Source organism: Micromonospora sp. NBC_00898 (assembly GCF_045207895.1).
In the GTDB taxonomy this organism is placed as follows: domain Bacteria; phylum Actinomycetota; class Actinomycetes; order Mycobacteriales; family Micromonosporaceae; genus Micromonospora.
The window spans coordinates 4,579,822-4,592,214 of record NZ_CP108775.1 but is presented as its reverse complement, the minus strand read 5'-3'; the positions used below and the strand labels follow the sequence as shown (position 1 = coordinate 4,592,214).

At 72.4% G+C, this 12,393-nt stretch carries 8 protein-coding genes; 4 read left to right on the top strand and 4 right to left on the bottom strand.

What is annotated here, in order from left to right; genetic code table 11:
* Positions 1–127: 127 nt before the first annotated feature.
* The 4 genes from hutU to OG799_RS22270 form a co-directional block, all read right to left on the bottom strand.
* Positions 128–1,783, bottom strand: coding sequence for a urocanate hydratase (hutU, locus tag OG799_RS22285; protein WP_406037138.1), 1,656 nt, complete (start codon positions 1,781–1,783; stop codon positions 128–130).
* Positions 1,784–1,799: 16 nt separating this feature from the next.
* On the bottom strand, positions 1,800–3,062 hold the full coding sequence (locus tag OG799_RS22280) for an RNA-guided endonuclease TnpB family protein (protein WP_406037136.1): 1,263 nt from the start codon (positions 3,060–3,062) through the stop codon (positions 1,800–1,802).
* A 152-nt stretch (positions 3,063–3,214) separates the two neighbouring features.
* Complete coding sequence (locus OG799_RS22275) at positions 3,215–3,832, bottom strand: IS607 family transposase (protein ID WP_406037134.1); 618 nt, start codon at positions 3,830–3,832, stop codon at positions 3,215–3,217.
* A 57-nt stretch (positions 3,833–3,889) separates the two neighbouring features.
* Entirely contained in the window at positions 3,890–4,744 is an 855-nt protein-coding gene (locus tag OG799_RS22270; RefSeq protein ID WP_406037132.1) for a MurR/RpiR family transcriptional regulator, read from the bottom strand.
* A gap of 115 nt (positions 4,745–4,859) precedes the next feature.
* Between OG799_RS22270 and OG799_RS22265 the strand changes: the two genes are divergently transcribed.
* The 4 genes from OG799_RS22265 to OG799_RS22250 are packed head-to-tail and all read left to right on the top strand — an operon-like array spanning position 4,860 to position 12,385.
* Positions 4,860–6,203, top strand: a complete 1,344-nt coding sequence (locus OG799_RS22265) for a hypothetical protein (RefSeq protein ID WP_406037131.1) — start codon at positions 4,860–4,862, stop codon at positions 6,201–6,203.
* Positions 6,204–6,238: 35 nt separating this feature from the next.
* Positions 6,239–9,748 (top strand): SGNH hydrolase domain-containing protein, encoded by a 3,510-nt coding sequence (locus OG799_RS22260; protein ID WP_406037128.1) that lies wholly within the window; start codon positions 6,239–6,241, stop codon positions 9,746–9,748.
* A complete protein-coding gene (locus OG799_RS22255; protein ID WP_406037126.1) occupies positions 9,745–10,914 on the top strand; it encodes a glycosyltransferase in 1,170 nt (389 codons plus the stop codon). Before OG799_RS22260 ends, OG799_RS22255 begins: the two co-directional genes overlap by 4 nt.
* On the top strand, positions 10,901–12,385 hold the full coding sequence (locus OG799_RS22250; RefSeq protein WP_406037124.1) for an O-antigen polymerase: 1,485 nt from the start codon (positions 10,901–10,903) through the stop codon (positions 12,383–12,385). The genes OG799_RS22255 and OG799_RS22250 overlap by 14 nt, the downstream gene beginning before the upstream one ends.
* Positions 12,386–12,393: the final 8 nt, after the last annotated feature.

Sequence of the window (12,393 nt, the reverse complement as noted above, 5' to 3'; positions counted from 1 at the left end):
TCCTCGCGCTCACGCGGCACCCCGGTTGTTCGCGACTGCGGGGCTCCGCTGCGCTGCACTCCTCGCGCTCACGCGGCACCCCGGTTGTTCGCGACTGCGGGGCTCCGCTGCGCTGCACTCCTCGCGCTCACGCGGTGCCCTCCGCCATCGGCACCCGGACGCCGGTGCGCTCGGCGACCTCGCGGGCGCTGTCGTAGCCGGCGTCGACGTGCCGGATCACGCCCATCGCCGGGTCGTTGGTGAGCACCCGCTCGATCTTCTGCCCGGCCAGCGCGGTGCCGTCGGCGACGCAGACCTGGCCGGCGTGGATGGACCGGCCGATGCCGACCCCGCCGCCGTGGTGGATGGATACCCACGACGCCCCGCTGGCGGTGTTGACCAGCGCGTTGAGCAGCGGCCAGTCGGCGATCGCGTCGGAGCCGTCGGCCATCGCCTCGGTCTCCCGGTACGGGCTGGCCACGCTGCCGCAGTCCAGGTGGTCCCGCCCGATGACGACCGGTGCGCTCAGCTCACCGGAGGCCACCATCTCGTTGAACCGGACGCCCGCCTTGTCCCGCTCGCCGTAGCCCAGCCAGCAGATCCGCGCGGGCAGGCCCTGGAAGGCGACCCGCTCGCCGGCCATCCGCATCCACCGGGCGAGGGACTCGTTCTCCGGGAACAGGTCGAGGATGGCCCGGTCGGTGGCGGCGATGTCCTTCGGGTCGCCGGAGAGCGCAGCCCAGCGGAACGGGCCCTTGCCCTCGCAGAACAGCGGCCGGATGTACGCCGGCACGAAGCCGGGGAAGTCGAAGGCCCGCTCGTACCCGCCGAGCTTCGCCTCGCCGCGGATCGAGTTGCCGTAGTCGAAGACCTCCGCGCCCGCGTCGAGGAAGCCGACCATGGCGGCCACGTGCCGGGCCATCGACGCCCGGGCCCGGTCGGTGAACTCGGCCGGCTTCGCCGACGCGTAGTCCCGGGCGTCGGCCAGCTCCACCCCGACCGGCACGTAGGACAGCGGGTCGTGGGCGCTGGTCTGGTCGGTGACGATGTCGATCTCGACGCCGCGCACCAGCAGCTCGGGGAAGACCACGGCCGCGTTGCCGACCACGCCGACGCTCAGCGCCCGGCGGTCCCGCTTCGCCGCGAGGACCCGCTCGACGGCGTCGTCCAGGGAGTCGGCGACCTCGTCGAGGTAGCGGTCGTGCACCCGGCGGTCCAGCCGGGTCCGGTCCACGTCGACGATCAGGCAGGCGCCGCCGTTCATGGTGACCGCGAGGGGCTGCGCCCCGCCCATCCCGCCGCAGCCGGCGGTCAGCGTCAGCGTCCCCGCGAGGGTCCCGTTGAACCGCTTCGCCGCGACGGCGGCGAACGTCTCGTAGGTGCCCTGGAGGATGCCCTGGGTGCCGATGTAGATCCACGAGCCGGCGGTCATCTGCCCGTACATGGTCAGGCCGAGCTGCTCCAGGCGGCGGAACTCCGGCCAGGTGGCCCAGTCGCCGACCAGGTTCGAGTTGGCCAGCAGCACCCGCGGCGCCCACTCATGGGTCCGCATGACGCCGACCGGCCGGCCGGACTGCACCAGCATCGTCTCGTCGTCGCGCAGGTCGGTCAGCGTCCGCACCAGGGCGTGGTACGACGGCCAGTCCCGCGCGGCCTTCCCGGTGCCGCCGTAGACGACCAGGTCGTCGGGGCGCTCGGCCACCTCCGGGTCGAGGTTGTTCATCAGCATCCGCAGGGCGGCCTCCTGCGGCCACCCCTTCGCGGTGCGTGCGGTGCCGCGGGCGGCGCGGACGGGCTGGTGCATCTCGTACTGCTTCCTACTAGTTGCTCATTGCTGAGCGGTTCGGATGATTCGCTCTCCGCTCGGCGGGTGTGGCCGGGCTGGAGTCCTGGACCGGCAGTCTGGCCCGGTGGCGATCGGTCCTGTCCTGCAGGATCTGCCTCACCGTGTGGTGCGGGGTGTGCAGGGCGATGTCGGGGTCGCCGGCTCGTTGCAGGATGTTGATCGCGGCGTTCACGTCGGCCTGCCACACCACCCCGCACCAGGTGCAGTGAAACCGGTCCCCGCTGCGTCGGCCGAGCCGGCCGCAGCGGTGACAGGTTTGTGAGGTGTAGGCGGCGTTGACGTGCACGAGCGCAGAACCTCTGCGCTCCGACACGTTTGTGAGCGCCTCGGCGGTGACTCCTTTGGTCCACGCGGCGAGGCGCCGGTTGAGATTCTTGCCGAGCGTCTTGCGCCCGGCGAAGCTCTTGGTGAGGTCTTCGGCGACCACGGTGGCGGCCTTGTCGACGACCCGGTGCACGGCGGTGAAGATCTCCGTACGCACCCGGGCCCGGTGGCGGGCGGCCTGCCGGTCCCGCTTGACCGTGCCGAGGTTGTTGACCTTGATCCGGTGCGCTTTCGCGTGGTCGCCACGCAGGGCGGCACTGCTGGCTATCGAGCGCAGCTTCGCCCGCCGCCGGTTGCGTTCCTTCAACCGGTCCGACTCACCGGCCAGCAGCTCACCCAGGCCGCAGCCATGGTGAACGCCGTCGGAGTCGGTCAGGGCTTCCGTGTAGCCCTTGTCCACGCCGACCGTCGCCTCGCCGCACGGCCGCTGCGACGACCGCAGCTGCGACGCGTCGATCTGGTAGTGCACCTCGACCCGGCCGCCGCGCAGGATCAGCCGCAGCGTCCCCGTCGGCGCGACGGTCGTGGACAGCGGACTGCGGACCATCCTGCGGCGTTCGAGGCCGGGAACCGCCAGCCACAACCGGCCCCGCCCGTCGACGACGGTGTGGTGCTGGTCGGCGCGCACCACGATCTGATCGTGCGTGCGGTTGCGGCCACGCTTCCAATGCTTGCGCATCTGCCGAGCCAGAAACGGATCCTCAGCCCATCGGTCGGCCTTCAACGCGGTGAACATCCGCTTGCGCTCGGCCGGATCGTTGGTGCGGCGGATGATCCCCCGGCGCACCTCAACCTTGGCCGCCGCCAGGTTCGCTCCGATGTCGGCCATCGCGTCGCGGACGGTTTCCTTCCACGCATTCGCCAACACACCGAACTGCATGTGCGTGCCGTCGGCCAGCCACCGGTCCCGCACCTGCCGATCCCTCAACCCCGACCCCACACCGCGAATCGACCCGTAACGCTGCCACACCTCACTACGCACCCGGCCCAACCGACGCGCCTGCTCCGCCAACGCCACATACTTACCCGGATTCAGACCAGCCGAGTACGCGATCCGCGTGACCTTCACCCGTCACCCTCCACGGTCAGGTCCGCCCCTGCGAGTTCCTTCTCGTAGCGTCGCAGCCCCTCTAGGCGGCACGAGAAGGTGTGCACGACCGCCAGCAGGTCCTCCACCAGCTCCTGCCGCGGGGACAACACCTGCTGGTTCGCGACGAGGATCTCGCAGCCACCGCGCGCCGCCATGTGCTCCACGAAGTCGAAACCGAACCGGGCCAGCCGATCCTTATGCGCGACCACGAGGGTGGCGACCTCCCCCCGGTCGACCGCGTCCATCAGCGCCAGGAACTTCTCGCGGCGCAGGTTCATCCCACCGCCGACCTCGCTGACCCACTCGTCCACCGCGAGGCCGCGAGCCAGACAGAACTGCTGCATCGCCGCGACCTGCGAGGCCAGGTCCGCCTTCTGCCCCGGTGACGACACTCGGCAGTACACGACGACCTTCCGCCGTCCCGCGTCGAAGCCCGGCCGCAGCACCATGCGCACATCGGAGTCGTCGAAATACCGCTGCCCCGACGGCAGCCGGCGCGCCGCGATCCGCCCCTCCGCCTCCCACCGACGCACCGTGCTCACCGAGCGGCCCACCCGCTTGGCGAACTCACCGATCCGATAAACGCTACCCACAACAAGCAACCATAGACAGATGTGAAGAGAAAGCCAACAACCTAGTCACCCGTCCCTTCAGCCGAGGAACAACTGGCGGCGGGCGGCGGACGACTCGAACGCCTCGAGCCGGGCCTGGGTGTCGGCCGGGGCGGCGTCGCAGATCGCCTGCAGCACCACCATGGCCAGGGTCATCGGGGCGGTGTGCAGGTCGAAGACCAGATCGGTGCCGACGGCGGCGGGCAGCACCACCTCGGCGTGCTCGGTGGCGGGACTGACCGGGGAGTCGGTGATCGCCACCACGGCCAGCCCGGCGTCCCGGGCCTCGCGCAGGGCGTCCAGGGTCTCCCGCGGGTAGCGGGGCAGCACGAAGGCGAGCAGCGCGGTCGCGCCGGCCGTCGCGGCCTGTTCGAGGCGGTCGGTGAGCAGGCTGCCGCCGTCGTCGAGCACCCGTACGTCCGGGTGCACCTTCGCGGCGAAGTACGCGAAGTACGCGGCCAGCGGCGCGGCGGCGCGCAGCCCGAGCACCGGCAGCGGGCGGCTGGCGGCGAGCAGCGTCCCCACCTCGGCGATCCGCTCCCGGTCGGCGAGCTGCCCGGCCAGCCGGTCGAGGTTGCCGATCTCGGCGCGGACGGCCCGCTGGAGCTCGTTGCCGGCGTCGGCCGGTTCGACCGCCCCGGTCGCGGTCAGCTCGCGGAGCCGGCGGCGCAGCGCCGGGTAGCCGTCGTGGCCGAGCGCCATGGCGAACCGGGTCACCGACGGCTGGCTGACCCCGGCCAGCTCGGCCACCTCGGCCGCCGACAGGAACGCTGCCGCCCCGGCGTGGTGCACCAGGCACTGCGCGATCCGGCGCTGGGTGGGCGTGAGCCGGACCCCGTGGAAGAGGTCCAGCACGCGATCGGTCGGCGCCGCGACAGCACCGCTTCCATTCATGTCGCGACTCTATGCATGAAAACTTTCAGTGCGCAAGCTGCCACCGACCGGCGGACGAACCGACGGGCGCCCTCTCTGTACTATCCGCACGGCGGGTGAGCAGAGGAGTCGGGGCATGCAGCCGGAAGGTCCGTACAGGTTCACCGAGGTGATGGGCGTTTGCCAGGTCGGCAAAGTCTGGTGGGCCGTCGACGGGCAGGACCGGCTGGTGACCGTGGCGGTGCTCGACCAGGTGGTGGCCGAGGACACGGCCTGGCGTCGGGCGTTCTCCGGCATGGCCGACACGCTGGGCGCGCCCGGCGGCACCGGCCGGTCCTACCTGGCCGCCGACTTCGCGGCCCCCGCGCCATGGGTCGCGTACGCCGCCGACGGCGGGCCCGGGGCGGACCACCTCTTCTTCGCGCTCGGCCAGGAGATCCGCAGCGAGCAGGCGGACGGGGACAGCGCGGACGCCGCGCTCTCCCCGTCCGAGCAGTCGCAGCCCGCCCCATGGGCGTTGCAGGGTGACCCGAGGCAGGCGCAGCAGGTCTCGTCCCCGCCGCAGCAGGTGCCGGTACCGCAGCAGGTCTCCGCCCCACCGCAGCAGGTGTCGTCCCCGCCGGTGTCGTCTCCGCCGGTGTCGTCTCCGCCGGTGTCGGTGCCCCCGGTCTCGGTCCCGCCGGTATCGTCCCCGCCGGTGTCGGTGCCCCCGGTCTCGGCGTACCCGTACTCCGTCAGCGCGCCGCCGCACGACCCGTTCACCTCGCCGGCCCGCCGGATCGTGCCCTCCGAGCCGCGTCCCCGCCGTACCGGTCGCTGGCTCGGGATCGTCGCGCTGGTCCTGCTGATGGTCGTCAGCGCCGGTGGTGCCTTCATCTGGGCGCGATCGGACGGCACCGCGAAGCCGCAGAGTGTGCCCGGCACGAGCCTCCCGCCACCGCCGGTACCGACGGCGCCGCCGCAGTCGCCCGGCATCGAGCCGCCGACGGCGGGCGCCTGGCCGAAGGGCTGGCCGAAGTTCACCCCGGCCGATTCCGTCCGGACGTTCTCCGACCTCGACGGCCTGGGCTTCACGGTCAAGGCACCGGCGGAGTGGCAGTGCACGCCGGCCGGCCGCGCGGAGGGATTCGTCAAGTACAACTGTGGCGTCCCGGGTGGGCAGTCGGAGATCGGTGGCGAGTTGATCGTGCGGGATTGCCCGTTGCCGTGCGACGAGCAGCGGCAGACCGCCATGCGTCAGGCCGAGGACGCCTGGGGCCTGCAGTGGGTGCGGGGCGGGCAGTTCGTCGCCTACGCCGACTCGAGCAAGCTGCAGATCGACGGCGAGCGGCGATACGGTCTGGTCGTCGTCGCGTACTGGCGGGGCGGCAGCAGTGGGCGGATCGACCGGCAGCTGGTCTTCCGCATGACGTCGCCGGTGGACGGCGCCGGTCGGCTGCGCCGGGTCGCCAACCACCTCCGCGACACGCTGATCTTCTGACCGGGCCAATCCCCTTTCGCTGCGCGGAGTTCGACATGCCCCCTGGTGCAGCCCTGGTGCGTCGGTCCGCCCTCCTCCTCGGCACCATCGTGGCCCTGTGCGCCTTCGCCGTCCCCGCCGCCGCAGTGCCGACCTACGCCCGCAACGAGCCGGCCGTCGCGGTGGCGACTCCGTCGACCGTCTACCTTGAGGCGACGTACGCCGGGTACATCCGGGACGTCACGGCCGGCACCCTGGTCAGCCGCGAGCGGGTGGTCGTCACGCGCCGGTGCAGCGGTGTGGTGGTGAATCCCGACGGGTACGTCGTGACCACCACCGTCTGCGTGCAGCCGAGCCGGGAAGTCCTCCTCGTCAACGCCTTGTACAAGCTCGGCCGCACCCTCGTGCAGCAGAAGGAGTTGACGGCCGACCAGCTGGACGGCTTCGTCGCGGGGCGCAGGGACTCGTCCGCGTTCACCGGGGCGCGTCGCGGCACGGCGCCGTCGCGCACCCTCGGGGCACAACTGGGCGTGGCGACCGGCACGGCGCCGCCGGCCCAGGCCATCCCCGGCGCCGTCACGGAGGCGCTACCGGCGGTCGACGGCAACGTGGCGCTGGTGAAGCTGCGGCGCGGCGGTCTGCCCGCCATCGAGATCCGGGACGGCGTCGACCTTCGTCGCGGCACGTCGCTGGAGATCCTCGGCTACGGGCTCGGCGAGCCGGCCGGTCCCGCCGCCACCTACACCGTGCGGACCCGGACGGTCGCGGTCGTCGGGCGGACCGGGACCAACCGTACGGGCGTCGACGGGCAGATCGGTCCCGCCTCCCGCGGCGGCCCGGTGGTGGACGCGGCCGGCCGACTCGTCGCGGTGCTCGACACCGACACCGCCGCCACCGGCGAACCGATCCGCGACCTCATCACCATCGCCAACATCCGCCGGCTGCTGGATCGGGGTGGGGTCGACAACCGGCTCAGCGAGGTGGACCGCGGCTACCGCGTGGCCCTGCACGCCTACTTCTCCGGGCGGTACTCCCAGGCGGTCCGTCGCTTCGACGAGGTGCTGAGCCAGGACCCCACGTACGCCGCCGCCCAGACGTACCACAACCGTGCCCAGGAGCGGTTCAGCCGCGACGGGGACACGACCGAGAACTCCGGGGACTGGCTGCTGTACCTGCTGTCCGCTGCCGGCGGGGCGCTGATCATCGCCGGAGCGGGACTCGGGCAGCGCCTGCTCGGCCGCCGGCTCCGGCCAGCGGCAGTGCGCGCGGCGGGCGGCGCGGGCCTGGTGGGCGACGATCCGAAGGCGCACGTCGGTCCGGCCGTCGAGGAAGGACAGCCGCCGGCGGAGCCGGCCCCCCGGGCCGAGCCGATGCCGGCCGACCTGTCCGTCCCGGCTGATCCGTTCCCGGCACCGGACGACCCACCCGCCGCCGCGGTTCCGTCACCATCGCCGGGCGACGAGGTCGGTCCCCACCCGGTTGGTGGGCCCGATGGCGCGGAACGTGGGGATCCGGCGCCCGAGGTCCGCCCGCCCAGCGGCTTCCGGAAGGACATCGAGGGCCTACGGGCCCTCGCCGTGCTGCTGGTGGTGTTCTGGCACGCGGACGCCCCGTTCATCTCTGGTGGATTCGTCGGGGTCGACGTCTTCTTCGTCATCTCCGGCTATCTGATCACCATGGGGATGGCGGCGGAGGTGGCGGCCCGGGGCCGCCTGTCGCTCTCCCGGTTCTGGGCGAGGCGGGCGAAACGGCTGCTGCCCAGCTCAGCGCTCGTCCTGGTCGGGGCCCTGGTGCTCACGTACCTCTTCCTGCCGGACATCCGCTGGCGGGACACCGCGTGGGACGTCGTGAGCAGCGCGCTCTACATGATCAACTGGCGGCTCGCCGAACAGTCCGTCGACTACCTCGCCGCCGACCAGGCCCCGAGCATCGTGCAGCACTACTGGTCGCTCGCGGTCGAGGAGCAGTTCTACCTGGTGTGGCCGGTGCTGCTGGTGGCGGTCGCCTGGCTGGCCCGGCGGCGGAACGCCCCGCCGTCGCGGTTCGGCCGGCTCGCCGTCGGGGCGGTCGGGGTCGTGTGGGTGTCCTCCTTCGCGTGGTCGGTCGTCATGGTCCAGACCGACCCCGGCCGGGCCTACTTCGTCACCACCACCCGGATGTGGGAACTCGCCGTCGGTGCGCTGCTCGCGTTGTGGCCGTTCCGGCGGCTGACCGGCGCTGCGGCATCCGCGTCGGGCTGGCTCGGCATCGCGGCCATCGCGGGTTCGGCGCTGGCGCTCGACACCTCGACGCCCTTCCCGGGCCTGCTGGCGCTGCCCGCGACCGTCGGGACCGCGCTGGTCATCGCGGCGGGCCCGGCCATCTGGCACGGACCGGTGGCGGTCCTGCGCCTGGGGCCGCTGCAGTTCCTCGGTCGCATCTCGTACACCCTCTACCTCTGGCACTGGCCGCTGCTGGTGGCGCTCACCGCGCGGCTGGATGACCCCGGCCTCGCCGTCCGGGGGGTCGCGGTGGCGCTCGCCGTCCTGCTCGCGTACCTGACGAGCCGATTCGTGGAACGGCCGGTCTGGCACTCCCGGAAGCTCTCGGTGAAGCCCCGGACCGCGCTCACGGTCGGGCTGGCGTGCACCGTGCTGTCGGTCTGCGCAGGCGTGGCCTTCCACTTCGCCGCCGTCGCGCCGGCGCCCGACGGCGCGGCCGTCGGGAACGCCCAGGGCGCCGCCGTGCTCAGGCCGGGCGTCGGGGAGGGCGCGGGTGTTCCCGTCGACCACGCCCCGTCGGTCGTCCCCGAGCCGGCGCGGGCGCGTGCCGACCTGCCGTCGATCTACTCGGACGGCTGCCACGGCAGCCAGACCGACACCACGGTCCGCGCGTGCACGTACGGCGGGCCGACCGCCACGATCACCGTCGCCCTGATCGGTGACTCGCACGCCGCGCAGTGGGTGCCCGCCCTGCAGTCCGTCGCTGAACAGCGGAACTGGAAGCTGGTGACGTACACCAAGTCCAGTTGCCCCGTCCTGGACGTCGAGGTGGCCGTGGGCGACGACCTGCGCCCGTACGACAGCTGTGTGGCCTGGAACCGGTCCCTGCGGAGCACGCTCGCCGACGACCGTCCGGATCTCATCGTCACCAGCAGCTACAACTACTCGGCCATCCGGGACGGCCGGGCCCTGCGGGGGGCGGAGAACGGCACGGCGTTGGTGGATTCGATGCGCCGCACCTGGCAGGGGCTCGCCGAGGTGGCCCCCGTGGTGGTGCTGCGGGACACTCCGGCGCCGCGCCGGGACATCGCGGAGTGCGTGTCCGCGCACCGGGAGCAGCTGACCCGATGCGCCGTTCCGCGCGACGAGGCGCTGGCCGGCATCGGCCCGCTCCAGGCCGACGCGGCGAAGGGACTGTCGGGCGTGCACCTGGTCGACCTGAACGACGAGATCTGCCCGGCGGATCGGTGTGCGGCGGTCATCGGCGGGGTGCTCGTCTACCGCGACACCAACCACCTGACGGCCACGTACGCGCGGAGCCTGGCGGCCCGGCTCGACGAGCAGTTGCAGGTGGTGATGGGATGAGCGGCCCCGACTGCTCCGGGTTCGGGAGGGGAACGGAAATCGTCGACGTCACACCTGCGGTCCGCAGCGAACGCGCTCCGCTGCTGGCGGGCACATCGGTCGCGCTGGTGCACGAGTGGTTCGGGGCGACGGGCGGTTCTGAGAACGTCTTCCTCGCGTTGAGCGAGGTGCTGCCGGATGCGAAGGGGTTCGTGCTGTGGCGTGATCGTGACGCCCGGCGGGGACTCGACCTCACCGAGTCCTGGCTCGCGCGGACGCCGCTGCGCCGGTCGAAGGCGTTGGCGTTGCCGCTCATGCCCCTGACCTGGCGCACCCTTACCCGCGAGCGCTTCGACGTCGTCATCTCCTCGAGTCACGCGTTCGCGCACACCGTGAAGCTTCCGGCCGCCCCGGACGCGCGCTACCTGAGCTACATCCACTCGCCCGCCCGGTACCTCTGGAGCCCGGACTTCGACGGCCGCGGGTCGAACGGCCTGCTGAGCCTTCCCCGCCGCCTGCTCCGGGCGGCCGACGTCGGGCTGAGCCGACACGTCGACAGCTACGCCGCGAACTCCCGCGAGGTGCAGTCCCGGATCCGCCGCTTCTGGAAGCGGGACGCCCGGATCATCCATCCGCCGGTCGACGTCGACTACTTCGCGGCCGCCCCGGCACCGCAGCAACGGCAGGAACGCGGATACCTGCTGGGAGTCGGGCGCTGGATCCCGTACAAGAAGTTCGACCTGATGATCGAGATCGCGGACGCCGCGCGGCTGCCGCTGGTGATCGTGGGTTCGGGGCCGGAGGAGGAGACCCTGCGCCGCGCGGCGGCGCGGGTCGGCGTCCCGGTCACCTTCGAGCTCCAGCCGTCCCGGGAGCGGCTCCGCGAGCTGTACTGGGGGGCGAAGTCGCTGCTCTTTCCCACCCACGAGGACTTCGGCATCATCCCCGTGGAGGCCATGGTCTGTGGCACCCCGGTGCTGGGGCTGCGCCGCGGCGGCGTGCGGGAGACGGTGGTGGACCGGGAGACCGGGTTCCTGGTCGACTCCGACGACCCCCGGGAGTACGCCACCATGCTCCGGCACGTGGACGGACTGGACCGCGACCGGATCAGCGCCCACGCCGCCCGGTTCTCCGCTGCCGTGTTCCACGCGCACGTGACGTCGTGGGTTGCCGATGAGACGTCCTGAGGCCGCCGGGCCGACCACCACCCAGTCGCGGCGCTCCCGTTCCGTCTCCGCGGTCGCGGCCGCCGGGTGGCTCGCGGTCATCGCGGTCCTCGCGGTCACCACCGTGCTTCCCCGCCCCACCGTCGCCGGTCTCCTCGGCCTCGTCGTGGTGGCGGTGTGCCTGGCCGCCCTCTACCGCACCACGGTCTCCGGATCGTTCACTCCGGTCGCCGTCACGTTCTGGGCCTTCGTGACGGTCTGGGTCGGGTTCGCGCCCCTGCTGCAGCTCCGTGACCGGCGCCTGCCCTGGCCCGATCTGCCGCTGGACCAGTACCACGTCAGCGCGCAGGTGATCCTGCTCTTCGCGGTCGTGGCGTTCTGGGTCGGCAACACCCGGGACCTGCCCGCCGCACGGCGGACCACGTCACCGCGGACCGGGCTCACCGTCGGGAAGGCCGTCCTGGTGACCGCGGCGGCCGCCGTCCTGGCGGTGGCCTGCCTGCCGATGACCGGCGGGCTGGCGGTCAGGTTCACCAGCCGCGACGACCTGCAGCGGGCGATCGCCGAAGCGGGCCTGAAGAGCCGGCAGGACCTGGCCCTGCTCGGGCTGCTCAGCACCTTCCCGGCCGCGGTGAGCGCCGTCGCTCTCCTGCTCTGCCTGCTCTGCTGGCGCAGCGGTAGCCACGCTGGCGCGAAGGCGCGGGCCGTCCTGCTGGTCACGACCGGCGCCGCGGTGGCCCTCAACCTGATCTACAACAATCCGCTGTCCGCCAACCGGTTCGCGTCCTTCGGCGTGCTCCTCGCCGCAGGCCTCGCGATCGTGCGGTTCGAACGGCAGCGCTGGCGGACACTGTTCTCGGTCGGGATGCTCCTGGGCCTGGCCGTCATCTACCCGCTGGCGAACCTCTTCCGCAACCAGCGGTCCCGCGGCGACCTGCGGGTCGGCCTGGACGCCTACTACACCTGGGACTTCGACGGCTTCCAGCAGACCGTCAACACCGTGTCCTACGTAGGCGTCCACGGGCACACCTGGGGCCACCACCTCGTCTCGGCGCTGCTGTTCTGGGTGCCCAGATCCTGGTGGGAGGGGAAGGCGATCCCGGCGGGCAACGCCGTCGCCGCCGGCCGGGGCTACGAATTCCAGAACCTGGCCCTGCCGTTCTGGGCCGAGACGTACCTGGAGTTCAGCTTCATCGGCGTGGTGGTGCTCTTCTTCTTCTACGGCAAGGTCGCGCGGCGGCTCGACCGGGCGCTGACCGGCGCGCCGGCCGGGTTGGGCACCGCCCTCACGGTCATGTTCGCGGCGTTCCAGGTCGGACTCCTGCGCGGGCCCCTGGGCGCGCAGATCCCGTTCGTCGGTGCCGCCTTCGCGGTGCTCGTCCTGGGCGTCGTGGCCGGGTCCGGCCCGCCGTGGCGCGCCACCCACCCGCCCGCACCCGAGCACGAGTCATCCCCGACCGCCGAGTCGACCAGCCCAGTGGAGATGCGCTGAATGAATGC

Bases quoted from the DNA above. Each gene is read 5' to 3' on its own strand.
- OG799_RS22260 (WP_406037128.1), top strand. From the start codon at position 6,239: ATGCCCCCTGGTGCAGCCCTGGTGCGTCGGTCCGCCCTCCTCCTCGGC.
- OG799_RS22265 (WP_406037131.1), top strand. From the start codon at position 4,860: ATGCAGCCGGAAGGTCCGTACAGGTTCACCGAGGTGATGGGCGTTTGC.
- OG799_RS22250 (WP_406037124.1), top strand. From the start codon at position 10,901: ATGAGACGTCCTGAGGCCGCCGGGCCGACCACCACCCAGTCGCGGCGC.
- OG799_RS22270 (WP_406037132.1), bottom strand. From the start codon at position 4,744: ATGAATGGAAGCGGTGCTGTCGCGGCGCCGACCGATCGCGTGCTGGAC.
- hutU (WP_406037138.1), bottom strand. From the start codon at position 1,783: ATGCACCAGCCCGTCCGCGCCGCCCGCGGCACCGCACGCACCGCGAAG.
- OG799_RS22255 (WP_406037126.1), top strand. From the start codon at position 9,745: ATGAGCGGCCCCGACTGCTCCGGGTTCGGGAGGGGAACGGAAATCGTC.